Here is a 23878-nt window from a genome sequence, read left to right as displayed (position 1 = left end):
CCCGGGGGGCTTCGACCCCGAGGAAAAGCATGTTCAAGATCAAGCGCGCCTATGAGAAGGCGAGCGCCGAGGACGGCAAGCGCATCCTCGTCGATCGCCTGTGGCCCCGCGGCCTCGCCAAAGCGAAAGCCGAGCTGGACGAATGGGATCGTCGCGTCGCGCCGAGCGACGCGCTGCGGCGCTGGTACGCGCATTCCCCGCAGCGCTGGCGGGAGTTCAAGGCCCGCTATGCGCGTGAGCTGCGCGAGGCCTGCCCGGAGGAGCTGAAGCGTCTGCGCGCGCTCGGCCGCGGCCGGGTGGTGACGCTCGTCTTCGCCTCCCGCGAGCCGGCGATGAACAACGCCGCCGCGCTGAAGGAGATCATCGAGACGCGCCGAGCCGTTTTGCCCGCAACTTCTCGAAATCCGCGCCCGCATGGTGCGAGGAGCGCGTGAGCGGCGAGGCGGAGACCATGGAAAACCCCTTGGCGTAGGCGATCGTCGAAAACGCCTCGAACTCGTGCGGCGTCACGAAGCGGGCCACCTCGTGATGCTTGCGGGTCGGCTGGAGATATTGGCCGATGGTGAGGAAATCCACATCGGCCACGCGTAGATCATCCATCACCTGGAGAATCTCGTTCCGCCCCTCGCCGAGCCCGACCATCAGGCCGGATTTGGTGAAGATGGTGGAATCGAGCTCCTTGACCCGCTGCAGCAGACGCAGCGAGTGGAAATAGCGGGCTCCCGGCCGCACCGTCACATAGAGCGACGGGACTGTCTCGAGATTATGGTTGAATACATCCGGCCGCGCGGCGACGACTTTTTCCAGCGCGCCGTCCTTGCGCAGGAAGTCCGGCGTCAGCACCTCGATCGTCGTCGTGGGACAGGCGGCGCGTATGGCCCGGATCGTCTCGCCTATGTGCCCCGCCCCGCCGTCGTCGAGATCGTCGCGATCGACCGAGGTGACGACCACATGGGAGAGGCCGAGCTTGGCCGTCGCCTCCGCGACCCTCTCCGGCTCGGTCGGGTCGAGCGCCGCCGGCAGGCCGGTCGCCACATTGCAGAAGGCGCAGGCGCGCGTGCAGACCGACCCCATGACGAGGAAGGTCGCGTGCTTCTTCTCCCAGCACTCGCCGATATTGGGACAGGAGGCCTCCTGGCAGACAGTCGAGAGGCCGCCGCCGCGCAGGATCGCGCTGGTCTCGCGCCAGGCCGCCGAGCCCGGCGCCTTGACGCGGATCCAGTCCGGCTTGCGCGCCAGCGGCGTGTCGGGCCGATGCGCCTTTTCGGGATGGCGCGGAGCGGCCGCGTCGCGCTTGCGCGGATCGTCATCGAGGAGATCGAGAAGGACGGTCATAGCTTTTGCCTAACGCCTTTCGCTCGACGAGACGGATGCGCGAGGATGATCGACGCGGGCCCAGAGCGAGACGATGATTATGGACCCGAGCAGGCCGGCGAGGAAATGGCCGATCGAGCCCTCGACGGCCAGCCCACAGAGATCGGCCGATTGCGCGCCGAGCCAGGCTCCGGCGACGCCGACCGCCATATCGGCGAAGAGCGAGTCGGACGCCCAGAGGAGCGCGCCGACGAGCCAGCCGCAAAGCGCGCCGATGACCGCCAGAAGCAGGAAGCCCGCGTCTGGCCTTCCGAGAAAGCCGATCGCCTCGTTCATTCCCGCCTCCTCGATCGAAGCGAGCGCCGCCTCTCGCGGCGAACGGTTCTCATGTAGGCGCATCTCCCACGCGCCAGAAGAGGCGCAGCGTCGCAGGACGCGAAAAGCCGTCTTCACGTAAAGTCTCAGGTGAACAATATTATATATTATTTTCAACAACTAAGCGTATTTACTTAATGTAAGACACGGAGCCGCTGCCTTTGCGCGCGGGACCTCAGACATGCTCCACGGCGAGCACGCCGGGGATCGTCTTCAGCGCGCCGGCGACATCGGCCGAGACCGAATAGCCGCCCGGCAGCTTGATTTCCACCTCGCTCGCGAAACGCTCCAGCGGCGCGACGATCGACACCTCGCCCTCGCCGCGGGTCGTCAGCCGCGACTTCAGCGCATCCAGCGGCGCGGCGTCCTGCACGAAGATGCGCAGCCCCTTCTGCGCGCGCGCGGCGGCGACGGCGAGCGGCTGCACCTCGGTGATGCGGGCCCGCACATCCTCGCCCTCCAGCGCGGCGGAGAGCGTCACCAGCACGGTCGCGCCCTTCTCCAAAAGCTCGCGGTACTGGTTGAGCCCCTCCTGAAACAGGATCGCCTCATACTGCCCGCTGTCGTCCGAGAGCTGGACGACGCCCATTTTGGAGCCCGATTTGGTGCGCCGCTCGGCGCGGTCCAGCACGACGGCGGCGAGCCGACCGGCGCTCGCGCCTCGCTTCACCGCGATGATGAACTCGGCCCAACGTGTGAGCCGCAGCCGGCCGAGCACGCCGGCATAGGAGTCGAGCGGATGGCCGGAGAGAAAGAAGCCGGCCGCATCGAATTCGCGCTTCAGCTTTTCCGAGGCGGTCCAGGGCTGCGACTTGGGCAGGACGATCTCCTCCTCCGCCTCGGCGCCGCCGAACAGCGCATTTTGTCCGGCCTGCCGATCCTCGGCGCAGCGATTGGCGCAGGCGAGGATCGTCTCGATCGCGCCGACGACGCGCGCACGATCGGCGTCCAATTCGTCGAAGGCTCCGCAGCAGGCGAGATTCTCCAGCACCTTCTTATTGACCTCGCGCGGATTGATCCTGCGGGCGAAGTCCGAGAGGCTGCGGAAGGGTTTCTCGCCGCGCAGGCGCACGATCGACTCCGCCTGCCCCTCGCCGACGCCCTTCACCGCCGAGAGCGCATAGCGGATCGCGAGCGTGTCATCCACGCCGGCGGCGACATCGAAATCGACGCCCGAGCGGCGGATGGAGGGCGGCTCGACGGCTATGCCCAGGCGCCGCGCCTCATTGCGGAATTCGGCCAGCTTGTCGGTGTTGCCCTTGTCCAGGGTCATGGAGGCGGCCAGGAACTCGACCGGATAATGCGCTTTGAACCAGGCCGTCTGATAGGCGATGAGCGCATAGGCCGCCGCGTGGCTCTTGTTGAAGCCGTAATCGGCGAATTTCGCCAGCAGGTCGAAGATCTCGCTGGCCTTGGCCGGCTCCAGGCCCCTTTCCAACGCGCCGCTGACGAAGCGCTCGCGCTGCGCGTCCATCTCCGATTTGATCTTCTTGCCCATGGCGCGGCGCAGCAGATCGGCCTCGCCCAGCGAATAGCCGGACAGGACCTGCGCGATCTGCATCACCTGCTCCTGGTAGATGATGACGCCGAACGTCTCCTTCAGTATGTGCTCGATCTTGGGGTGGATGTAATCGGGCTCCTCGTCGCCGAGCTTCACGGCGCAATAGGTCGGGATATTGGCCATGGGGCCCGGCCGATAGAGCGCGACGAGCGCGATAATGTCCTCGAAATGATCGGCGTGCATCTCGACCAGCGCCTTGCGCATGCCCGCGCTTTCCAGCTGGAACACGCCCACCGTCTCGCCGCGCCCGAGCATCTCATAGGTCTCGGAATCGTCGAGCGGAATGGCCGCGAGATCGAAGTCGCGACGGCGCCGCCGCACCAGATCGACGGCCGTCGCCAGCACGGTCAGCGTCTTGAGGCCGAGGAAGTCGAATTTGATGAGGCCGGCCGGCTCCACCCATTTCATATTGAACTGGGTCGCCGGCATGTCCGACTTCGGGTCGCGATAGAGCGGCACCAGCGAGTCGAGCGGGCGGTCGCCGATCACGACGCCGGCGGCGTGCGTCGAGGCGTTGGAATAGAGGCCCTCGAGAGCGCCGGCGATCTTGAACAGCCGAGCGACCTTCGGCTCCTCGGCGATCGCCTCGCGCAGCTTCTGCTCGCCGGAGACCGCCTCCGCCAGCGTCACCGGCTTGGCGGGATTCTGCGGGACCAGCTTGGCGAGCTTGTCCACCTGCCCCAGCGGCATTTCCAGCACGCGGCCGACGCTGCGCAGCACGCCGCGGGCCAGGAAGGAGCCGAAGGTGATGATCTGCGCGACCTTTTCAGCGCCGTAGCGCTCGCGGACATAGTCGATGACCTCGCCGCGCCGGGTCTGGCAGAAGTCCACGTCGAAATCCGGCATGGACATGCGTTCGGGATTGAGGAAGCGCTCGAAGAACAGGCCGAAGCGCAGAGGATCGAGATCGGTGATGGTCAGCGCATAGGCGACCAGCGAGCCGGCGCCCGAGCCGCGCCCCGGCCCGACCGGAATTCCTTGCAGCTTCGCATATTTGATGAAGTCCGAGACGATCAGGAAGTAGCCGGGAAAGCGCATCTTCTCGATGACGTCGAGCTCGAATTCGAGGCGGGCGTCATAGGTCTCGCGCGTCAGGCCCGGCGCCGGCGGCTGGACGACGAGACGCGCCTCCAGCCCCTCCTTGGCCTGACGGCGCAATTCCCGCGCCTCGATGTCCTCGAGCGCTTCCCCGCCGCCCTCTCCGTCCAGCATGTAGCGCGGCATGATCGGCTTGCGCGTAAGCGGCCGGAAGGACACGCGCCGCGCGATCTCCACTGTGGAGTCGGTCGCCTCGCGCAGATCGGCGAAGAGATCGCGCATCTCGCGGCGCGTCTTGAAATAATGCTGCGGCGAAAGCCTCCGGCGCTCGGCGACGCTGGTCACCGTGCCCTCGGCGATGCAGAGCAGCGCGTCATGCGCCTCGAAATCCTCCGCCGTGGCGAAAAAGGGCTCGTTGGTCGCAACCAGCGGAACGCCGCGCCGATAGGCGAAATCGAGCAATTGCGGCTCGACGCGCCGCTGCTGGTCGAGGCCGTGGCGTTGGATCTCGACATAGAGCCGGCCGTCGAACAGCGGCAGCAGCGTCTCGAGCCGCGCGCGCGCCTGCTCCGGCCGACCCTTGGCGAAGAGAGCGTCGACGCCGCCCTCCGATCCGCCGGTGAGCGCGATCAGCTCCTCGCAATTGGCCGCCAGACTGTCGAGCGACACATGGGAGGCCTCGCCCTGCGCCGGCTCGAGATAGGCGCGCGAGGCCAGCCGCATCAGATTGGCGTAGCCGCGCTCCGATTGCGCGATGAGCACGATATGGCCGCGGCCGTCCGTGGCGCCGACGGCGCTCTGCGTCCCGTCGCCGAAATCGATGGTGAGCTGGACGCCGGGGATCGGCTGGACGCCGGCTTTGGCGGCCTTCTCGGAAAACTCCAACGCGCCGAAGAGATTATCCGTATCGGTGACGGCGAGGGCCGGCATCTGGTCCTTCTGGGCCAGATCGATGAGCCGCGTCAGCGTCAGCGCGCCTTCCCGCAGAGAAAAAGCGGTATGGACATGCAGATGAACGAAGCCGACCGCGTCGATCGCGCTCATTTGGCTGCCTCCTCGGACGCGCCTCCAATCCCAGGCGGCCATATCGCGCCGCAACGTCGGGATTCGCAACGCGCTCGTCTCCGCCTGTGGATTTTACGCACAGGCTTCGCGATTCTACCGCGGCGCCACAGGCCGGAACAAACGAAAAGCCGGGCGGAACGATCCGACCGGCTTTTCCGAGACGAGTGTCGAGGACGCGTCGGGCCGAGGGCTCACTCGCCCGCGGAATAGACTTTCGTCGCCGCGACTTCGACGGGCTTGAACGCTTCCTTGGCGAGGCTGGAATAGAGCTCGCCGAGCTTGGTCGCCTCGGCGAGGAAGTCCTCGTAGGCGCCCTTGGCGTAATCCGACTGCAATTGGATGGCTTCGTCGATCTTCTTGACGCCAATCATCTTTTCGGCGAGGAGACGGCTCTTTTCGAAGGACTTCTTCGAATAGTCGGTCGTCTCGGCCGCAATGGTCTGCCAGCCCTTGGTGAGGGCGGCCGCCGCCGCGGACACCGCTTCGAATTGCTCCTTGCCAATCTGCTGAACGTTTTCGAAAGTGGCAACCATCGGTCTCGTCCTCGTATAGAGCGCGTTTCGGCTTTCGCCCCTTGGCGGACTCCATGCGCTCAGTTGACAGCAAAACTTATATGCATTGCACAATCGAAGTCAATAACAATGTTGCGATGCAAAACCACAATGCCGAGCGGCTTTCGCCTTAACCAGGGGGTAACCTCGGAACGGTAAGATTGTAATCATGTGACTTTTCGGCAACGCTCAGGCTGGCCCGGGCGCCGAAAGCGCATGATGGGACAAGTGAAACGGGATCGGGATAAATGACCAAGCGTGGCGTCGCCGGAGGGCTCGAGCGTTGGAAGTGGGTGGCGGCTCTGGCGGCGGCGGCCGTCTTATCGTCGCTCTTCGCCATTCCCGCGGAGGCCCGGCGCCATCATTATTCCGGCCGCGGCTATCACGCGCGTCACGCCTTTATCCATCATGCGGCGCATCATCGCCGCGGCGGCGCTCATCTCGTCCATGCGGCGCGACGCGGCCATTCCGAGGGCGGCGGCGGCCCGGCCTTCGCGGCGATCGTCGTCGACGCCAACAGCGGCCGCACGCTCTATGGGCGCAGCGAGCACGAGCTGCGCCATCCGGCCTCCGTCACCAAGGTGATGACGCTCTATCTCCTGTTCGAGCAGCTCGAGAAGGGCCGGCTGCGGCTCGACTCGCCGCTCGTCATCTCCTCCCATGCGGCGGCTCAGGCGCCGACCAAGCTCGGCCTCGCGCCCGGCCAGACGATCGACGTCGACAGCGCCATCAAGGCGGTCGTCACCAAATCGGCCAATGACATCGCCGCGGCGATCGCCGAGAATATCGCCGGCGACGAGGAGACCTTCGCCGAGATGATGACCCGCAAGGCGCATCAGCTCGGCATGAGCCGGACCCATTACGCCAACGCCTCCGGCCTGCCCAATGACGAGCAGATCACCACGGCGCATGATCTCTCCGTGCTCGGCCGCGCGATCCAGGATCGCTTTCCGCGCTATTACCGCTATTTCTCGACCAGCGCCTTCGTCTGGCGCGGCCAGTCGCACCGCAATCACAATCATCTGCTCGGCCAGATCCGCGGCGTCGACGGCATCAAGACCGGCTACACCCATGCGTCCGGCTTCAATCTGCTGACCTCGGTGCGGCGCGACGGCCATCATATCGTCGCCGTCGTCATGGGCGGGCGCACCGCCGCCGCTCGCGACCGCGTGATGGCCGGGCTCATCGCCGAGCACATAGACGACGGCGCCGCGGTCCGCACCGCGCGGCCGATCAATGAGGGCGAGCCCGCTCCCGCCCCGATCGCCCGCGCCGAAGCCGCCGAGGACGAGCGAGAGGACGCTCCTGTCGTCGCGGCCGCGGTCACGCCTGCGCCCGCTCCTACCCCGCGCGTCGCGGCGCCGCTGGCGCTCGCCTCCACTGCGCCCATTCTCTCGATTCCGACGCCCGAGCGCGCCGACAAGATTCGTCCGGCCTTCGTCGCCGGCGGCCACAAGGCGGCCGAAGCGGCGCCCGAACGCGGCTCGCGTCGTCCGGCCGAGACGCAGCGTCACGACAGCATTCGCGCGACCGCCGATGGCTCCACCGCCGCCAAGGCCGGACATGGGACGAAGATCGCCGCCGTGACGCCCACCGCGCTGCCGTCGCGCGCGTTGGAAGCGGATCGCACGCTGGTCGCCCGCAGCGATCGCGGCGAGCTGTCCAAGGCCGAGCAGGCGCGGCCGATCCATTCGGGCTGGATGATTCAGATCGGCGCCACCGACGACGCCGAAAAGGCTCAGCAATTGCTCTCCCGCGCCCGCGCCAAGGGCGTGCCGGCCACCGCCAAGGCCTTCACCGAAAAGGTGCAGAAAGGACGAGAGACGCTCTATCGGGCTCGCTTCGCCGGGCTCGAGGAAAAAAGCGCCGAGACCGCCTGCCGCGCCCTGAAGCGCTCCGGCTTTTCCTGTTTCGCGACCAAGAATTGATCGACCGAAGCCCTATTTTAAAAAAGCGACGAGCGTTGAGCGAGCAAGGCCGAGCTTCAATGATGATGACGACGCATGAGGACATCTTTGGCTTCGTTGACCCGGGCCGCGAGATCAGTCGTCCCGCCATGGTCCGGATGAAGCTTCTTCATCAGATCGCGATGCGCCCGCGCGATGTCCTGGCGCGCCGCTCCCTTTTTGAGGCCCAGAATTTCATAGGCCTCATCTTCCGAAATCGTGCCGCCGCGGCCGCCTGGTCCGACGCCGCCCGCATCGGCGCCCCCCGCGTCGCGTCGACCGTCTCCTGTCTGACGCCAGCCGGCAAACCGGCGGTCCAGATACACCTCTAAGAGACGCGCCCCTTCCGGATCGACGCTGCGGCAATGGCGGTAGAGCTCCATCACCGCCGGCCGCGTCAGCGCGTCGAGCCGCTTGCCCTCGTCCTTGCCGGCGAGGATCGTGCCGCGGATCGCGCCGCTCGAATGGTCGAGCTCCATCTCGATCATGGCCGAGCGCACGCGCGACACGCCGGCGCCGGCGCTCGCATGGCCGAAGCGCTTCACCCCGCGCGAGAAAGCGCCGTAGAGCCACATGCCCGCCGACGCCAGCAGCAGGCCGAGGTCGATGCGTCCGCGCAGGATGAAGAACAGGCCGAGCGCGATCGTCGCCGCGCCGCCGCCCTTGCGAATGATGCGGGCCATCGACGCCGGCGAGGCGCGTGTGAACATGCGCATTCCATAGAGCGCGAGCACCAATGCGAGAAATCCGATCAGAACGGGCATGAAGCGGGCTCCTCACCCCATCTGGGACAAAAGAAGGCGGGCGGCGTCCTCGCCTTTTGTAGCGCGGCGCTCGAGCTCGGCCAGCCCACCCGCGGCATAAGCGGCGGCGGCGGACAGAAGCTCGGCGAGACGGCGCGGCGCCGTTGCGTCGAATGCGGCATAGGCTCCGCCGGTCAGCCGCGCGATCTCGCGAAAGGCGGCGCCGGCTTCCACGTCGCCGCCCTCGTGGAACATGAAGGCCTTGACGCCGAGCAGGCCGAGACGGCCGGCGAGCTCGCATAATTCATCCGGCTTCTCCTCCATCGCGTCGCCGACGAAGACCAGAGCGCCGATGCGGCGCGCGCCGGTCTCCTCGAGCGCATGGCGAAAGACTTTGGCGATCTGCGTGCGGCCGCCGCGGCAGGCGATTTTCGCCATCAAGGCCGCGAGCCCCTGCCCGCCGCCGACGAAATCCGAAGCGCGGCATTCGCCGAAGCCGCGAAAGAACACCAGCTGCACATCGAGGCCGCCGAGCGCGGCCGTCGCCTCGAACATGCGTCCTTGCAACGATTGCGCGAGGTCCCATGTCGGCTGGCGGCTCATCGTGGCGTCGAGCGCGAAAATCAGCCGGCCCCGATCGGCCGCCGCGCCGACGCGCCGCGCCTCCCGAATGAACGCCTCGACCGCCTCCGTGCGAGCGGAGCGGGAAAGCGGCGCATTGCCTCGTTCATCGTTACGGCTGTTCACGTCGCGTCCCTGACTGTCTATAACAGATCGGGCGCCGCCCCGGAATGACAAGAGGCGCGAGCCTCGCCGAACGAAAGCGCCGGGCCGCCGCCGATCTCGCGAGGATAGGCGAGTCCGCCGCGCGCTGCGACAGAAATCACGAGCCGCGGCGCTCATGAGAACGCGCCCGTCAGAAACGCGCCTGAAGAGAAAAGCGAAATGACCCTTTACGCTTCCTTGCCCGCCACGGCGCCGATCGCCGCCCTTCCCGGCGAGCCGAGCGCGCAGGCGCAGGCGCTCATCGCCGATTTCGCGCGGCGTCTTTCCGAGAGCGGCGCGCGCGTCGCCGGCGTCACCCAGGCGCGCATGCCCGACGAGGCGACCGGCCGCAGCCGCATCGTGCTGCGCGACATCGCCGATGGCGCGCTCTATGCGATCTCGCAGGATTTAGGCGCTGGCTCGGTCGCCTGCAATCTCGACTCGAGCGAATTGGCGCTCGCCTGCGCCGCGATCGAGCGGCGCATCGCCGAGGGCGTCGATCTCGTGGTGATCAGCAAATTCAGCAAGCAGGAGGCGTCGAGCGGCGGCCTCGCCGACGCTTTCCGCGCGGCTATGGTGGCCAAGGTTCCGGTGGTGACGGCCGTCTCGCCCCATTACGTGGACGAGTGGCGTCAATTCGCCGGGCCGCTGGCGGAAACGCTCGCGCATGATCTCGACGCGCTCTTCGCCTGGTGGGAGCGCGCGCGAAAGCCCCGGCGGGCGGGCGCGGAGTGATCCGCTCATCGACGAGGCTCGCGCTCACCGCACCGGCGGCGCATACATCAGCCCGCCCTTCGTCCATAGGGCGTTGAGCCGACGCTCGAGGCCGATCGGCGAACCGGCGCCGAGATTGCGCTCGAAGACCTCGCCGTAATCGCCGACGTGCTTGATGATGCGATAGGCCCAATCCGCCTCGAGCCCGAGCCCTTCGACGCGCCCGCCATCGACGCCGAGCAGGCGCCGCACGCGCGGGTCCGCCGATTTCAGCTGCTCGTCGACATTGGCCGAGGTCACGCCGAGCTCCTCGGCGTCCACCAAGGCGAAATGCGTCCAGCGGACGATGTCGAACCATTGATCGTCGCTTTGCCGCACGATGGGGCCGAGCGGCTCCTTGTCGATGAGCTCGGGAAGAATCGCGTGATCGGCCGGCGTCGCGAGCTCCTGCCGCTGGGCGGCGAGCATCGACAGATCCGCCGTCAGCGCCTCGCATTTGCCGTCGGCATAGGCCTTGGCCGCCTCCTCGAATGTGGGGAAGAGCTTGGGCTCGATCGGCTTGGCGTCGTCGCGGCGAAAATCGACCAGATCGAGCTCGAAGGGCGTGCCCTGCTGCACGCAGACCGCGAGACCGCCGAGATCGCGCAGCGAGGCGACGGATTTTTTCCGCGCGAGAAATCCCTGCCCGTCGAAAAAGGTGATCGCCGCATAGGAGAGCCCCTGCCCGGCGTCGCGCGACAGCGTCCAGGCGGCGCCGCGCGCCAGAAGATCGACCATGCCCGATTGCAGCGCCTTCACGCGATCCTTGGAAGCGAGCGTCACGAATTGCATTTTCTCCGGATCGTCGAAGATGGCGGCGGCGAGCGCGCGGCAGAAGTCCACGTCGAAGCCGCTCCAGCGGCCCGCCTCGTCCTGGCGCGAGAAGCCCGGCAGGCCATTGCTCGCGCCACAGATCAGAAAGCCGCGCTTTTGCACCTGCTCGAGCGTGGAGGCCTCGGCGCCGCCGGCGAGCAGCAGGAGGCTCGCGGCGAGGATGATGCGGCGGAACAGGCGAGAGATCATAGTCGACCCGGGGTTTCAGCTTGCGACGTCGCGAGCGATCATTGGACAAATTCGCCATGATCGCCCATGTCCCGCCCATCGGCGCCGCGCGCGCCGAAACAGTCTATGCTGCGGCGCGGAGCAGGCCGCCGCAAATCGGTTCGACGAAAGGCGCGATAGGCGAGACATGAGCGAGACTAGAGGACAATCTGGGCGAAAAAAGCGTAGCCGCACCCGCCTCGCCCATGCCGGGCGCGAGCCCTCGCAGCAATTCGGCTTCGTGAACACGCCGATCTACCGCGGCTCCACGGTGCTGTTTCCCGATACGGCGTCGCTGCTCGCCAATCGCGGCGCCTACACCTACGCCACCAAGGGCACGCCGACGACGCAGGCGCTGGAGGAGGCCTGGATCGACATAGCCGGCGCGGCGGATGCGGTCGCGGTCCCCTCCGGCCTCGCGGCCATCACCCTCGCGCTGCTGACCGCGCTGAAGGCGGGCGACCATCTGCTCGTCACCGATTCCTGCTATCTGCCGGCGCGGATGTTCTGCGACAGCGTGCTGAAGCGCCTCGGCGTCGAGACCAGCTATTACGATCCGCGCATCGGCGCCGGCGTCGCCGCGCTGATCCGGCCGAACACGACAGCGATATTGGCCGAATCGCCCGGCTCGCAGACGTTCGAGGTGCAGGACATTCCCGCCATCGCCGAAGCCGCTCATGCGAGAGGCGTCTGCGTCATCCTCGACAACACCTGGGCGACGCCGCTGTTCTTTCCGCCGCATGAGCGCGGCGTGGACATGGCGATCGAGGCGGGCACCAAATATCTCGCCGGCCATTCCGATCTTCTGCTCGGCCTCGTCTCGGCCAATGACAAATGGGCCAAGCGCCTGCGCGCGACCTATAACGCTTTCGCCATGTGTCCGGGGCCGGAGGATGTCTTCCTGGCGCTGCGCGGCATGCGCACGATGGAATTGCGCCTGCGCGAGGCCGAGCGCGCCGGGCTGGAGATCGCCCGCTGGCTCGCCGCTCGCGCGGAGGTCGCCGAGGTGATCCATCCGGCTTTCGAGAGCCATCCGGACCATGCTCTGTGGAAACGCGACTTTCTCGGCTCGACGGGCCTGTTCTCCTTCATTCTGAAGCCGGTCCCGCCGGCGGCCGTCGCCGCTATGCTGGACGGGCTGGAGCTGTTCGGCCTCGGCTATTCCTGGGGCGGATTCGAGAGTCTGGCGCTGCCCTTCGACTGCGCCTCCTATCGCACGGCGACAGAGTGGGCGCCGGGCGGCCCGGCGATAAGGCTCTCGATCGGGCTCGAGGATATCGAGGACCTGAAGGACGATCTCGACGCCGGCTTCACGCGCCTGCGCGCCGCCGCGTCGGCGGAAGAAAAGGCATAAAATTCCGCAGCTTCCAAAATACGTAGTTCTCCCCGATTTCGCCTACTCGCGAAAACGCCTAATCAGGCCCCGAGGCGCGACGGAATGTCGCGGGCGGCGGGGACTCGAGGGGAGCAGTTCAAATGTTTGCGCATATCCCGGCATTCGGACGGGGGCCCACATCGAACGAGATCATGACTGGCGTGACGTATTCGGCGCGGCACGACGCGCTGCTCGCTTCGTATCTGCTCGGGCTCCGCCATGGTCCTGCGGCGGTGCGCGACTTCATCGTCGCCGATCTCGACGGCTTTCTGGACCTCGGCCTCAAGCGCCGCGCGGCGGATCAGATCGTCGTGCTGCGGGCGTTTCTGGCGAAGTTCCCGGAGGCGGCGCGGGCGAGCTGATCCAGCGAATTATCGCTGCGCGCCCTCGGCTTCGCGCTTTTCGGCTCGGCCTCGGCCGAAGGTTCGCGCTCTCTTCTTCTTCCACCAGATATAGACGCCGGTGACGGACAGCGCGCAGATCGCGAAGCCGAGCACGCAGACGAGAATCTTCATCGGCAGGCCGAAGACGGAAGCGGTGTGGAGCCGCGCGAGCCATCGACCGATCGAATTTCCTGCTTTCTCGACAGAGTCTCCCGGCCATGTCGCAGCGCGCAGAGCGCCGGAGTCGGCGTCGAAAACGACCATTGCTCGCGTATTCGCTGCAATCTCCGGCGAGCTGCGTGCGACGAGAGCGTAGACGCCGCGGCTACGATCGAGAGAGAGAAGCGCCTCCCGCTCGATGACAAACCCCTCTTTCTGCGCCTGCTGGTCGAGCAGCCTGCGCCCGACGGCGCGCGCCGCGCGCCAGTCGAGAAGCGGCGCTTCGAGAGGCTCGGCCCGCGCCGGCAGAGCGGGAACGTCGGCGAAGCCGAACAGCGCCTTCATCGTCGGCCGATAGACAGCATCGAGATTGAAGCCGACGCCCGACCAGGCGAAGACCAGCAGCATCGCCCAGGTCCATAGGCCGAAGGCGCGATGAATGTCGAAATTGACGCGATAGGCGCCGCCCGCGAATTTGATCCGCCAAGCCGGTCGCCATCGATCCCACCAGGATTTCGCAGCATCGGACGCCTTGCTCCGGTCGCGCCGCCTCGGCGGCAAGGTGAGGTAGAAGGCGACGAAGCAATCGATCGTCCAAATGAGCGCGGTGACGCCGAGCAGCGTGCCTCCGATGCTTCCGGTGAAAGCCGGCAGAGCGAGCGTGTAATGCAGGCGATAGAGAAAGAGGAGCAAATCTCGTCGGTCGAACGAGACGACGCCCCATATGCGCGTTCCGAGCCTCTCTCCCGTATAAGGGTCGAGATAGAGAAAGATCAGCGGACCGGCTTCTCCTTCCCCTTTCGTCCAGACGCGGGCCATGTAGGAGCGGCCCGGCTCGACGTCCAGCGGCGCATCGTCGATGCGCGCGCCCGGATAGAGCGCCGCCGCGCGCTCTCTCAGCTCGAGGGGATCGAGCGTCGGAGCGTCGCGAGCGGCGACAGTCAGAAGCTCCGGATTGAGCCGAGCGTCGATCTCCTCACGAAAGGCGAGCACGCTCCCCGTGACGGCGACGATGACGAGAAACCCCGCCATCGCCAATCCCGCCCAGCGATGCAGCCCCACCCAGAAGGCGCGACGCATCGTCAGAACTCCATGCGGAGCGAGCCCCGGAACGTGCGCGGCGCGCCGACATCGACTTGCACGGCGCTACGGGTTCCCTCCGGATAGTAGCGTGTGTCCAGCAGGTTCTCGACATTGAGCTGCGCCGTCAATTTGCTCTTGTCGAACATCCAGCTATAGGCCGCCATGAGGCCGACGGTGGCGTATCCAGGCGTATGATAGCTATCCAAGCGATCGCCATAGGCCTTGCTGCGCGTATTCGCGCCGCCGCCGAATTTCAATCCCTTCCAATCGCCGCTCTGAAATTCGTAAGTCGTCCAGAGATTGCCCATGTGACGCGAAACGCCGGCTGGAATGAAGCCGGAAACGCCGTTGTAGCTGACGATATTGCCGAGCGGATCGGTGACGACGCCATTGTCCTTGGTGACCAGCGAATCGATATAGGAGTAGCCGGCGATGACCTTCCAACCCGGCAGAACTTCTCCCGCCACGTCGAGCTCAAATCCTTTGTTGCGGATTTCTCCCGCCGACACCTGAAAACCCAGCGCCGCCCGCGTCGGGTCGGGGTCCGGCGTCGCGACATGTTGCTTGATGAGATTGAAATAGGCGATCGTCGCCGTCAGACGCTGGTCGAACAGTTCCGTCTTGACGCCGACCTCCCATTGTTCCGCCGTCTGCGGCGGCAATATCTGCTGGGCTCCCGCAGGTCCCGCCAAGCCGCCGGCGGCGCCGAAATTCTCCACATAGCTGGCATAGAGGCTCAGCTCTCGAATCGGCCTCCACAGCAGCCCGAAACGCGGCGTCACTCGCTCTGAATTGTCGGTGGTCAGGTCGCCCTTGCCGGCAAATCCGTTGCTGCGAACGACGACATTGTCATAGCGTGCGCCGACCAATAGGAACAAATCATAGGGCAGCTTGATTTGATCCTGAAGATAAACGCCGAGCCAGTTCTGTCGATTGACCGATATGAGCCCGGGTCCGGCCGCTTTGTATAGATAGTCCTCATTCGGCGTAAAAGCGTATGTCGGCGCAAGATAATTGATCGAGGGCACAGGAAAGTTGGAAAACCCGAATAACGAATTTACGCCTCTGAACAGGAAATAGTCGCCGCCGAGAAGAAGCGTATGGCCGACGCCGAATGTATCGAAATTACCCGTAAGATCGAGGTTGGTGGCGTAGGTGTAGGTCCGACCATTATTTGCGACATAGGCCCGGTTGAGCAATAGCGGATTCGTCGCATTGAAACCCGAGGTCGCGGTCAAATAGGAACGCCCCTCCCCGTGAACGGCCTGAAAGCGGTTCGTCAATGTCCAATATTCGTTGAATTTGTGCGACCAGTTGAAACCAAATCTCATTGTGTCCAATTTGCTGTTCGAATTCGGATCTTCGAACGTCCGCCCACGCGGGATAAAGCCGACCGGTCCGACGCCGTATACCAGAGACAAGGGATTATATTTCGTATAGGTGATCGCGCCGATGTCGAAAGGCTCGTTCTGATGGCCGTATTGAAAATGCGTTGTGATTTGCGTCGCGGCGTCGATGTTCCATTGAACGACCGGCGAAACGACGTAGTTGCGAGCGGCATAGAAGTTCTGGAACGAATGGTGGTGATCCACTTCTCCGGTCAGCCGATAGAGCACCGAGCCGTCCTTGGTCAAAGGACCGGTCGCATCGACGACTGTGCGATAGGTGTTCCATGAGCCGAACATCTGATCGACCGAGTATTGCGGAGCCGCCAGCGGCTTTTTGGTGACGATATTGACGATGCCGCCCGGCTCCGCGCGGCCGTAGAGAATCGATGCCGGACCTTTCAGAACTTCGACGCGCTCGATATTGCTCAACGTGTTTGTGCCCGGATTGCCCTGCGTCGTTCTCAATCCGTCCAGATATGTGACGGTCGAATTGAATCCGCGGACTTGGAACTGATCGTTTCCGCCCACATAGGTCGCGGTAAAGGATCTCACGCCGCTGACATTGTCGACCGCGCGGGCCAGGGTCGTCGCTTGCTGATCCTGCAACACTTGTTGCGGAACGACCTGAATGGAGATCGGCGTCTCCATGATCGGAGTATTGGTCTTCGTCGCCGTCACGGCGTCCGGGACGTGATAGGCTGTCGGATCGCCCTTTCCGGCGCCGCCCGCTCGTCCGGGCGCCGCAACCGGACGCTCCGCCCCCACATCGATCGGCGGCAGCGGCTCGGCGCCACCCGCGTCGCTGCGCACCGTGTCGTTCTGCGCCAGAATGATCGAGACGGCCTTCTCGTCCGGGCCGCCGAAACGATAGGTCAGCCCCGTGCCCACGAGCAGCCGATCCAGCCCTTCACGCAGCGAAAAAGCGCCCGAGAGACCCGGAGTGCGCAGCGCCCGCGTCACATGCGCCTCATAGAGGAGATGCAGCCCGTTCCTCACCGCGAAGGCGTTGAGCGCCGTCGCCACCGATCCGGCGGGTATCTCGTAGACCAGCACGACGCCGCTTCGCTCCTGCGGCGAGAGGGAGGCCTCCGCGGGCGTTCCTCCCATCGCAAAGGCGCCGAACGCCATCGCCGCAACTGTCGACCCCATCGCCGCACCCTCGTAACGCAGACCTTTCTTCGCCATCGCCGCTTCCTGTCGAATTTGCCCCGGACGCGAGACGCCGCCCGTGACCAACTCGACGCTCTCGCGTCGATTTCGGAATGTCGAAAAGCGAAAAAAATTCGGACCGTCCCGCGTGCGCCGGCGCCGCGCGTCACTCCGTCAGAAAAATCAGATAGTCGGTCAGTTGAATCGCATGCAGGCCGAGGAAGAACTCGATCTCGCGCAACGCCGTCAGCGGCTCGGCGGCCGAGAACACGCCGCTCACGCGCCGCGCGCAGGTCGCCGCGCGCAAGCACAGGACGAGCCCCTGACGATGCCGTCCGAGCGTCGTGAGGACGTCGCCGAGCGGCCGGTCCTCGACGATCAGCGCGCCCCGCCGCCAGGCGCCGATCGCCTCCCCGGCGACGCTCGCCGTCCCCCGCGCCGGCGCATCGGCCTCGAATGCGGTCTGCCGGCCCGCCTCCACGACGAGGCGCGCGCCGCCGCTCGCCACCGCCACCGCATGCTCGCCCACGGCGACCCGGGCCTCGTTGCCGTCCAGCGCGACGTCGAAAGCCGTGCCGAGCGCGGTGACCGTCCCACCCGCCGCCTCGACGACGAAGGGACGGGCCGTGTCCGGCGCGACCTCGAACCAGGCTTCTCCGGCGAGCAGCGTCACCTGCCGGCGGCCGGGCTCGAAGCGGACGGCGATCGCCGAGCCGCCGTCGAGCTCGACGCGGGAGCCATCCGCGAGGATCGCCGTCCGACGCTGGCCGACGCCGGTCCGATGGTCCGCCCGCAGGACAATGGCGAGATCGCCGATCCAGACCAGCAAAGCCACGCAAGCGGCGAGCAATCCGCCCCATGCCGCCGCGCGCCCCGACCGCGCGAGGCGCCGCTGCGGCCGGCGGGCGGGACGCAGCTCCCGCGCCTGCGCGAACATTCCCGCAATATCGGCATAGGCGCGGGCGTGGGCGGGATCGGCCGCGAGCCAGGCGCCGAATTCGGCGCGCGCCTCGCCGACGAGCTCGCCCGCCGTCTCCCGAACCCACCATTCGATCGCCGCTGCATGGAGGGCGCCGTCGTCATCCGTCGTCATCGCATCGTCGCTCCGCGCGCGGCCGATCACGCGCGCCTGCCGAATACGACGCAGGAAAGCGAAAAAAGGAAGGTCGTCGCGCAAATTTCTCTCACGCGAGCGCCGCCCAGCAGCGCTGCATGGCGATGCTCATATGCTGGCGGACCATGCGCTCGGAGACGCCGAGGCGCGCCGCGATCTCGGGAAAGGACAGATCCTCGAAGGCGCAGAGCTCGAAAACCTCGCGGCAGCGCGGCGGCAGCGCCGCGATCGCCTCGGTGAGCCGATGCGCGCGGCGATCACGATCGACGATCTCGTCCTGCGGCGCGTCGCCGCTCGGCCGCTCGCCGAGAAACGGGTCGAAGCTCAGATATTTGGTCTCGGTGCGCCGCCGCCGGGCGAAGTCGCGCGTCAGATTGGCGGCGATCTGCTGGAGAAAGGCCGGCGGATCGGCGACGTCGTCGAGGCGCTCGTGCCGCAGCGCGCGCACGAAGGTCTCCTGCAGCAGATCGGGCGCCGCCTCCGCGCCGACGCGGCGCGTGAGATAGGCCGTCAGCACGCGTCGATTGCGCTCGAACAGAGCGCGAATGAGATGGGATTTCTTTGCCGACATACGCCGCCGCCCGCGGCGGTCTCGGCGCCGCACGGGATGCGACGGACGAGACCGAGAGAAAAGGAAATCAGAGTGATGAAGTCGATCAGCCGATCGACGGCGGCGGCGCGCGGGGAGAGAAAAGGCTGGGCCGGCCGATCGGCGGCGGGGGGCGCCGGCTGCGCGACGAGACGCAGAGCGTCGCCACACGGCGCGGCGCAGGATCGAGGATAGGCTCCGACACCAGCTGTGCCGGCGCCTCGTCGCGCGCGCAGATGCGGCACAAAATGCACTGGGCGTGGGAATGGTCGCGCTTCGCCGGCCCGCGATCGCCGGACCGAATGTCGCAGAGCCCGTCGTCGCCTTGCGACAGCGCCCAGCCCGACGGCGACAGAGGCGCCCTCGCCTGGGCGACGCCGACGAGCGACTGGAGCAGCAGCCACGCCGCTGCGAGCACGGCGAGCGCGCCCTGCAGCCGGCGGATTTGCGCCCGAGACGAAGCCATGGCGCATTGGAGACAGGCGAAACCGCGACCGTCAAGGCGGAAATGCGCCATGCGGCGGGGTCGGCGTCGAAATCGCACGACTGTCACGGCGCCGCCACAGTCCGAGCCGCCCCGCCGCCGGCGCTCGCGCTTTCCGATCGAACGGAATCGTTCAGATCGAGAAGCAACGCTAGCCCCATCCAACGGGATCGGATGGGCGCTCTAGATGGTCATGGACACCCGCACCACGCCGGCATGCACGAACTTGCTCACCGCCAGCTTGGGTCCTGTCGGCAGGAAAACATTTCGATAGGCTTGGTAGTTTCCCGTGTGGGGATTGGGGACGGCCCCGGTCGCGGCGCAGCGCTGAATGGCGACAAAACCTCCGGCGACAGGCGGAAAAATCGAGATTTTGTAGAAACGCAGCCCATTGGCGTCGGTTCGGGAATAATAGATCGTTCCGCCGGGGTGGCCGCCGCCGCCGACGATCGGAACCACCGGATTGCCCGGAACGGACTTGACCCTGACGCGCGCAGCCCCGACGCCCCCGGCGGGAATATTCGGCGCGATCGGCGTCGGCGCGGCTTCGATCGCATCGTCGAACGCAACGAAATCCAGCTGCTGATTGGCGTGCTGATTGTGAAGGATGATCTCATAGCGCATGATTTGCTTCCCAATTCGTTTCGAAGAATTCGGCGCTCGTCGCATTTCATTCGGCGGCGGCCGATGACGACGACGCTAATCTCTGCTCGAAAAAACGATGTGGGATTCGCCACAATGCGAGCGCGCGCCGGACGTGGCCGTCGTCGAGCGCTGCGCTTGCAATGGAGGGGAGCATCGCCGCTGTCGCAGAGCCGCCGGCGGGCCCATGCTCGCGATAGGGGACGATCGCAATGAATCGGCTGGCGACCCCGGTAGGATTCGAACCTACGACCTACTGCTTCGAAGGCAGTTGCTCTATCCAGCTGAGCTACGGAGTCGATGCGCACACTCTAACATGTTCGCCCGGCGGCGTCTCGGGTGCAGGCGAACGCGCGGCGACGAGCGCGCGACGAATTGAGAATTGCGGCGGCCGAAACGAATCGCGGAGGCGACGAAAGGCGAGTCCGGTCGTCGACCGCATGGCGACCCCGGCTGGATTCGAACCAGCGACCTACCGCTTAGAAGGCGGTTGCTCTATCCGGCTGAGCTACGGGGTCGTGACGGAGGCTGTGGTCGTCAGTGCGTCCACTGGCCGACGCGCTGCGTCTTGAAATTATCGGCGTAGGACATGATGCGGCGCAACGGCGAGCCGGGCTTGGGCTCCTCGACGCGGTAGACGAGCGCCTTGCGCTCGGCATAGGCGATCGCCTCCTCCTTGGTGGCGAAGCGCAGCTTGATCTGCGCCTTGGCGTCAGACGTGCCGGTCCAGCCCATCAGCGGATCGAGCTCGCGCGGGGTCTCGTTCTCGAATTCGAGCACCCAGGCCTTGGCCGGTCCCGGACCGGATTGCGTCGCGCTGGGGGACGGGCGGTGAATGCGTGCGGTCATATCGGCCTCGGCAAGAGCTGGCTCGCCGCCAGCCAAAAACGAAATAGCGGCGCTGTGACGGTGGCTCCGCGCCCATTGGTCGGGGCAGCAGGATTCGAACCTGCGACCTGAAGTACCCAAAACTTCCGCGCTACCAGGCTGCGCCATACCCCGTCTCGCGAATAGGCCGCGGAGCCCATTTCCGCTGAACGCCTCGCTAGCACGAGGGCGCGCCGCTCACAAGCGCGAGCGCGCGCCGCGTCGCTCTATCTCTCGAAAATCGGATGTCTGACAGTGTCGCCGACGGCGATCGACAGGCGCTGCGCCACGCCGGCGGCGAGCTCTATGACGGCCAGCGCCGACCCGCCGGAGGAGATCACCCGCTCCGAATAGGGCTCCGCGCCCAGCGCCAAGGAGACGACGCGCCCCGCGCGCGACACGAAGATCATATCGAGCGAGAGCGGCGTGTTCTTCATCCACATGGACACCGGCCGCTCGTCGTGGAAGTCGAACAGCATGCCGCCGTCGGCGGGAAGCGATGTGCGAAACATCAAGCCTCTCTCGCGCTGATCCGGCGTGCGCGCCACCTCGACGCGCAGCCGATGCGCGCCCGTCGTGGTGACGATCTCGAGCGGCTCGACGGACATTTTCACCGATGGCGGCGGCGCCGCTCCGACATCCTTGGCGCAGCCGGGAACGACCGACGCGCAAAGGAGCAGGAGGAGAAGCGTCATGACGACGCTGGAGACTTTCCGCGACAACTCACCCGACATGCTCGCCCTCGCCGCGACCCGACCGCGGAGCGCATGACGATAGTGTCGAAACGCGCGCGCTCGACGGCCATTCTGCCATTGCGGTCGGGAAATGCAAAGCGGCGCGGAAGCGCCCGTCTCGCTCGGCTCTAATGAGAGGCCGGCAACGCCGATTCCAACGGCCGCACCTCGGTCGCCATCAGCCCCTTGGGGCCGTCGCCGTAGCGCACCAGCACGCTGTCGCCGGGCTTCAGCTCGGCGAGTCCGAAGCGTCGCACCGTCTCCATATGCAGGAAGATATCGTCGGTCCCCTCGCCGCGGGTCAGGAAGCCGAAGCCTTTTACCCGGTTGAACCATTTGACGATGGCGATCTCATAGCCGCTCGACGGCGCCACCTGGACATGGGTGCGCGCGACGCCGTTCTGCGAGGGATGAACGGCCGTCGACTCGTCCATGCCGATCACGCGGAACACCTGCATTCCCTTGACGCGATTCTGCACCTCGCAAACGACGCGCGCGCCTTCGTAGGCGGACTGGAATCCGGAACGACGAAGGATCGTCACATGCAAGAGAATATCCGCGCCGCCATCATCGGGAACGACGAATCCATATCCCTTCGAAACGTCGAACCATTTGATGGTTCCGGACACTTCGATGAGATCGAGCCCGGCTTCGCCGTTTTCGATATTGATGGTCGACGCGCTCAACTCATTCTGGAATGAAATTTTTGCGCCCAACAGACCAACTCCCCCTGTCGATTCGGAACGAATGCGCTCCGCTCGCCCTCGAAGACTCGAATCGCGACGCTCGCCCGTGAATCACTGTGGTTAAGATATCATCGACGCGCTTTCCTCCAACCGACTTTTTTGTCCCGCGCGCCTTCGCTGTGGATACAAAGCCTGAAAATGCTTGGCGTTCCGCGCTATCGGCGAGAGTTACGCGAAATACCGTACGAGCGCCTTCGGCGAGCGATCGCAGCTTTGCGCGAGACGGATCGCCGCGTCGCGCGCGCTCGCGCCGCGCCGATTTTCGCCATGAAAGCGGCGCGATTTGGCGCCAGAGCGCCAAAAAGCCGGACGGCGCGCGCCTGCGGCGCCGCGCCGCCGAGCGATCGGGCTGGACAGAGCGGCGCGAAACAATATGCTCGTCCATATGTTGCGGTCCGCGCGAAGCCGCGACATAGTGCGCGGCCGCCACGGCGGGTGGCGCGGTTGACCGCCCGCAATTCCCGCGAGAAGATGGCCCGCCGCCAAAGGACACGGACGCAGAGCGCATGACCTTCATTACGCCGCAAGACGATCGCGACCTGGCGCAGGACGGCGGCGCCCCGAATTTCGATCTCGCCTCACTCTATGCGGAGCGGGAGAGCGAGCGTTTCGCTCTGCACTCGCAGCATCTCAACGAGATGTGGGTGCGGGTGCTCAAGACGATCGGCTATGACGTCGGATTCGTGCGTGGCGCCGGTCAATATCTCTATGATCGCAAAGGCGCGCGTTATCTCGATCTGCTGAGTGGCTGGGGCGTGTTCGCGGTCGGGCGCAATCATCCCGCGCTGCGCGCCGCGCTGATGAGCGTGCTCGGCGCCGAGCTGCCCAATCTGGTTCAGCTCGACGTGTCGGTGCCCGCGGCGCTGCTCGCCGAGCGGCTGCTCGGCTTCGCGCCCTATCTCGACAAAGTCTTCTTCACCAATTCGGGCACGGAGGCCGTCGAGGCGGCGATCAAATTTTCGCGCGCGGCGACCGGCCGCGCGGGCATACTCCATTGCGCGCATTCCTTTCACGGACTCAGCTATGGCTCGCTGTCGCTCAATGGCGACGAGATTTTCAAGAAAGGCTTCGGCCCGCTGCTGCCGAGCACGCGTGAGATTCCGTTCGACGATCTCGTCGCGCTCGAGGACGCGCTGCGCCATCGCGACGTCGCGGCCTTCTTCGTCGAGCCCATTCAGGGCAAGGGCGTGAACATGCCGGCGCAAGATTATCTCGCGCAGGCGGCGGCGCTGTGCCGTAAATATGGGACCTTGCTCGTCGCCGACGAGATTCAGACCGGTCTCGGCCGCACCGGAAAGTTCTTCGCCATAGAGCATTATGGCGTCGAGCCCGATCTCGTGCTCGTCGCCAAGGCGCTGTCGGGCGGCCATGTCCCCGTCGGCGCGGTGCTGACGCGCAAATGGATCTTCGAAAAAATGTTCGACCGCATGGATCGCGCGGTCGTGCATGGTTCGACCTTCGGAAAGAATGATCTCGCAATGGCGGCCGGCCTCGCCACGCTCGAGGTCATAGAGAGCGAGCGTCTGGTCGAGAACTCCGCGGCCAAAGGCGAGCGGCTCCTCGCTTGCTTCCGCGCCATGGCGGAGCGCTACGAGCTCGTCGCCGATGTGCGCGGCAAAGGGCTGATGATCGGAATCGAATTCGGCGAGCCGCGTTCGCTGAAGCTGAAAGCCGCGTGGAACCTGCTCGAGACGGTCAATTCGGGCCTGTTCTGCCAGCTCATCAGCATTCCGCTGTTCGAGCAGCACAAGGTGCTGACGCAAGTCGCCGGCCATGGCAATCACACGATCAAGCTGCTGCCGCCGCTCACCATCGATGATTTCGATTGCGATTGGATCGAGCGTTCCTTCGACAAGGTCATCGCCGAGGCGCATCACGCGCCGGGCGCTGTCTGGTCGCTCGGCAAGACGCTCGCCGGCCATGCTCTGAAGGCCAAGCTCGGCTGACGAAGACGCTCGGCTGACGAACGATTCCCGGCTGTCGAAAATTCACGGTTAACGAATTGGGAACGCG

The 23878-nt window shown here is 65.8% G+C and carries 22 protein-coding genes and 3 tRNA genes; 6 read left to right on the top strand and 19 right to left on the bottom strand.

The genetic code is table 11. From position 1 onward, the window contains the following. Positions 1-29: 29 nt before the first annotated feature. Entirely contained in the window at positions 30-434 is a 405-nt protein-coding gene (locus VIF40_RS16440; protein WP_331938589.1) for a DUF488 domain-containing protein, read from the top strand. On the opposite strand, the gene lipA is transcribed toward VIF40_RS16440, so the two are convergent. The 4 genes from lipA to VIF40_RS16420 all read right to left on the bottom strand — a co-directional run bounded on the left by lipA (position 361) and on the right by VIF40_RS16420 (position 5886). Further along, positions 361-1335 (bottom strand): lipoyl synthase, encoded by a 975-nt coding sequence (gene lipA / locus VIF40_RS16435; protein WP_331938588.1) that lies wholly within the window; start codon positions 1333-1335, stop codon positions 361-363. The two genes, VIF40_RS16440 and lipA, sit on opposite strands and share 74 nt — an antisense overlap. A gap of 9 nt (positions 1336-1344) precedes the next feature. Continuing rightward, positions 1345-1650, bottom strand: coding sequence for a hypothetical protein (locus tag VIF40_RS16430; protein WP_331938587.1), 306 nt, complete (start codon positions 1648-1650; stop codon positions 1345-1347). A gap of 214 nt (positions 1651-1864) precedes the next feature. Then, positions 1865-5332 (bottom strand): DNA polymerase III subunit alpha, encoded by a 3468-nt coding sequence (dnaE, locus tag VIF40_RS16425; protein ID WP_331938586.1) that lies wholly within the window; start codon positions 5330-5332, stop codon positions 1865-1867. 212 nt (positions 5333-5544) lie between these two features. Then, on the bottom strand, positions 5545-5886 hold the full coding sequence (locus VIF40_RS16420; RefSeq protein ID WP_331938585.1) for a phasin family protein: 342 nt from the start codon (positions 5884-5886) through the stop codon (positions 5545-5547). Positions 5887-6152: 266 nt separating this feature from the next. On the opposite strand from VIF40_RS16420, the gene VIF40_RS16415 reads away from it, so the two are divergent. After that, positions 6153-7832 carry a D-alanyl-D-alanine carboxypeptidase gene (locus VIF40_RS16415; RefSeq protein ID WP_331938584.1) on the top strand — a complete coding sequence of 560 codons (1680 nt, stop codon included), beginning with the start codon at positions 6153-6155 and terminating at the stop codon, positions 7830-7832. A 56-nt stretch (positions 7833-7888) separates the two neighbouring features. On the opposite strand, the gene VIF40_RS16410 is transcribed toward VIF40_RS16415, so the two are convergent. Both VIF40_RS16410 and VIF40_RS16405 read right to left on the bottom strand, forming a co-directional pair. Continuing rightward, positions 7889-8614 (bottom strand): DnaJ domain-containing protein, encoded by a 726-nt coding sequence (locus VIF40_RS16410; protein ID WP_331938583.1) that lies wholly within the window; start codon positions 8612-8614, stop codon positions 7889-7891. A gap of 12 nt (positions 8615-8626) precedes the next feature. Beyond that, positions 8627-9340, bottom strand: a complete 714-nt coding sequence (locus VIF40_RS16405) for a VWA domain-containing protein (protein ID WP_331938582.1) — start codon at positions 9338-9340, stop codon at positions 8627-8629. A 198-nt stretch (positions 9341-9538) separates the two neighbouring features. On the opposite strand from VIF40_RS16405, the gene VIF40_RS16400 reads away from it, so the two are divergent. After that, on the top strand, positions 9539-10093 hold the full coding sequence (locus VIF40_RS16400; RefSeq protein WP_331938581.1) for a DUF2478 domain-containing protein: 555 nt from the start codon (positions 9539-9541) through the stop codon (positions 10091-10093). 24 nt (positions 10094-10117) lie between these two features. Here the strand turns inward: VIF40_RS16400 and VIF40_RS16395 are convergent, their stop codons facing one another. Further along, positions 10118-11134, bottom strand: a complete 1017-nt coding sequence (locus VIF40_RS16395; RefSeq protein WP_331938580.1) for an amino acid ABC transporter substrate-binding protein — start codon at positions 11132-11134, stop codon at positions 10118-10120. 166 nt (positions 11135-11300) lie between these two features. Here VIF40_RS16395 and metC point away from each other — a divergent pair, with 166 nt between their 5' ends. Further along, a complete protein-coding gene (gene metC, locus VIF40_RS16390) occupies positions 11301-12506 on the top strand; it encodes a cystathionine beta-lyase (protein WP_331938579.1) in 1206 nt (401 codons plus the stop codon). Between the two features lie 173 nt (positions 12507-12679). Next, the gene (locus VIF40_RS16385) at positions 12680-12889 is read left to right on the top strand and encodes a hypothetical protein (RefSeq protein WP_331938578.1); all 210 of its coding nucleotides are present in this window, start codon (positions 12680-12682) and stop codon (positions 12887-12889) included. A 9-nt stretch (positions 12890-12898) separates the two neighbouring features. Here the strand turns inward: VIF40_RS16385 and VIF40_RS16380 are convergent, their stop codons facing one another. The 12 genes from VIF40_RS16380 to VIF40_RS16325 form a co-directional block, all read right to left on the bottom strand. Further along, positions 12899-14149 carry a PepSY-associated TM helix domain-containing protein gene (locus VIF40_RS16380; RefSeq protein WP_331938577.1) on the bottom strand — a complete coding sequence of 417 codons (1251 nt, stop codon included), beginning with the start codon at positions 14147-14149 and terminating at the stop codon, positions 12899-12901. A gap of 2 nt (positions 14150-14151) precedes the next feature. Further along, positions 14152-16725, bottom strand: a complete 2574-nt coding sequence (locus VIF40_RS16375; protein ID WP_331938576.1) for a TonB-dependent receptor — start codon at positions 16723-16725, stop codon at positions 14152-14154. 130 nt (positions 16726-16855) lie between these two features. Beyond that, on the bottom strand, positions 16856-17782 hold the full coding sequence (locus VIF40_RS16370) for a FecR family protein (RefSeq protein ID WP_331938575.1): 927 nt from the start codon (positions 17780-17782) through the stop codon (positions 16856-16858). Positions 17783-17873: 91 nt separating this feature from the next. Further along, positions 17874-18374, bottom strand: coding sequence for an RNA polymerase sigma factor (locus VIF40_RS16365; protein WP_331938574.1), 501 nt, complete (start codon positions 18372-18374; stop codon positions 17874-17876). An 85-nt stretch (positions 18375-18459) separates the two neighbouring features. Beyond that, a complete protein-coding gene (locus VIF40_RS16360; protein WP_331938573.1) occupies positions 18460-18858 on the bottom strand; it encodes a hypothetical protein in 399 nt (132 codons plus the stop codon). 201 nt (positions 18859-19059) lie between these two features. Next, positions 19060-19500 (bottom strand): hypothetical protein, encoded by a 441-nt coding sequence (locus tag VIF40_RS16355; RefSeq protein WP_331938572.1) that lies wholly within the window; start codon positions 19498-19500, stop codon positions 19060-19062. Positions 19501-19740: 240 nt separating this feature from the next. Then, a tRNA-Arg gene (locus VIF40_RS16350) sits at positions 19741-19817 on the bottom strand. 142 nt (positions 19818-19959) lie between these two features. Next, a tRNA-Arg gene (locus VIF40_RS16345) sits at positions 19960-20036 on the bottom strand. Between the two features lie 19 nt (positions 20037-20055). Further along, positions 20056-20367, bottom strand: coding sequence for an ETC complex I subunit (locus VIF40_RS16340; RefSeq protein WP_331938571.1), 312 nt, complete (start codon positions 20365-20367; stop codon positions 20056-20058). A gap of 76 nt (positions 20368-20443) precedes the next feature. Then, positions 20444-20520 (bottom strand) — tRNA-Pro (locus tag VIF40_RS16335). Between the two features lie 92 nt (positions 20521-20612). Then, positions 20613-21119, bottom strand: coding sequence for a DUF192 domain-containing protein (locus VIF40_RS16330; RefSeq protein WP_331938570.1), 507 nt, complete (start codon positions 21117-21119; stop codon positions 20613-20615). 128 nt (positions 21120-21247) lie between these two features. After that, a complete protein-coding gene (locus VIF40_RS16325) occupies positions 21248-21835 on the bottom strand; it encodes a cold-shock protein (RefSeq protein ID WP_414684821.1) in 588 nt (195 codons plus the stop codon). A 536-nt stretch (positions 21836-22371) separates the two neighbouring features. On the opposite strand from VIF40_RS16325, the gene VIF40_RS16320 reads away from it, so the two are divergent. Next, positions 22372-23811: an aspartate aminotransferase family protein gene (locus VIF40_RS16320; protein WP_331938569.1), complete on the top strand. Its 1440-nt coding sequence runs from the start codon at positions 22372-22374 to the stop codon at positions 23809-23811. The last annotated feature ends 67 nt before the right edge of the window (positions 23812-23878 follow it).

Origin of the sequence: Methylosinus sp. (assembly GCF_036560965.1) — a bacterium.
In the GTDB taxonomy this organism is placed as follows: domain Bacteria; phylum Pseudomonadota; class Alphaproteobacteria; order Rhizobiales; family Beijerinckiaceae; genus Methylosinus.
This window is presented reverse-complemented; position numbering and strand designations above follow the sequence as displayed.

Bases quoted from the DNA above. Each gene is read 5' to 3' on its own strand.
- VIF40_RS16440 (WP_331938589.1), top strand. From the start codon at position 30: ATGTTCAAGATCAAGCGCGCCTATGAGAAGGCGAGCGCCGAGGACGGC.
- lipA (WP_331938588.1), bottom strand. From the start codon at position 1,335: ATGACCGTCCTTCTCGATCTCCTCGATGACGATCCGCGCAAGCGCGAC.
- VIF40_RS16430 (WP_331938587.1), bottom strand. From the start codon at position 1,650: ATGAACGAGGCGATCGGCTTTCTCGGAAGGCCAGACGCGGGCTTCCTG.
- dnaE (WP_331938586.1), bottom strand. From the start codon at position 5,332: ATGAGCGCGATCGACGCGGTCGGCTTCGTTCATCTGCATGTCCATACC.
- VIF40_RS16420 (WP_331938585.1), bottom strand. From the start codon at position 5,886: ATGGTTGCCACTTTCGAAAACGTTCAGCAGATTGGCAAGGAGCAATTC.
- VIF40_RS16415 (WP_331938584.1), top strand. From the start codon at position 6,153: ATGACCAAGCGTGGCGTCGCCGGAGGGCTCGAGCGTTGGAAGTGGGTG.
- VIF40_RS16410 (WP_331938583.1), bottom strand. From the start codon at position 8,614: ATGCCCGTTCTGATCGGATTTCTCGCATTGGTGCTCGCGCTCTATGGA.
- VIF40_RS16400 (WP_331938581.1), top strand. From the start codon at position 9,539: ATGACCCTTTACGCTTCCTTGCCCGCCACGGCGCCGATCGCCGCCCTT.
- VIF40_RS16395 (WP_331938580.1), bottom strand. From the start codon at position 11,134: ATGATCTCTCGCCTGTTCCGCCGCATCATCCTCGCCGCGAGCCTCCTG.
- metC (WP_331938579.1), top strand. From the start codon at position 11,301: ATGAGCGAGACTAGAGGACAATCTGGGCGAAAAAAGCGTAGCCGCACC.
- VIF40_RS16385 (WP_331938578.1), top strand. From the start codon at position 12,680: ATGACTGGCGTGACGTATTCGGCGCGGCACGACGCGCTGCTCGCTTCG.
- VIF40_RS16380 (WP_331938577.1), bottom strand. From the start codon at position 14,149: ATGCGTCGCGCCTTCTGGGTGGGGCTGCATCGCTGGGCGGGATTGGCG.
- VIF40_RS16375 (WP_331938576.1), bottom strand. From the start codon at position 16,725: ATGGCGAAGAAAGGTCTGCGTTACGAGGGTGCGGCGATGGGGTCGACA.
- VIF40_RS16370 (WP_331938575.1), bottom strand. From the start codon at position 17,782: ATGACGACGGATGACGACGGCGCCCTCCATGCAGCGGCGATCGAATGG.
- VIF40_RS16365 (WP_331938574.1), bottom strand. From the start codon at position 18,374: ATGTCGGCAAAGAAATCCCATCTCATTCGCGCTCTGTTCGAGCGCAAT.
- VIF40_RS16360 (WP_331938573.1), bottom strand. From the start codon at position 18,858: ATGGCTTCGTCTCGGGCGCAAATCCGCCGGCTGCAGGGCGCGCTCGCC.
- VIF40_RS16355 (WP_331938572.1), bottom strand. From the start codon at position 19,500: ATGCGCTATGAGATCATCCTTCACAATCAGCACGCCAATCAGCAGCTG.
- VIF40_RS16340 (WP_331938571.1), bottom strand. From the start codon at position 20,367: ATGACCGCACGCATTCACCGCCCGTCCCCCAGCGCGACGCAATCCGGT.
- VIF40_RS16330 (WP_331938570.1), bottom strand. From the start codon at position 21,119: ATGTCGGGTGAGTTGTCGCGGAAAGTCTCCAGCGTCGTCATGACGCTT.
- VIF40_RS16320 (WP_331938569.1), top strand. From the start codon at position 22,372: ATGACCTTCATTACGCCGCAAGACGATCGCGACCTGGCGCAGGACGGC.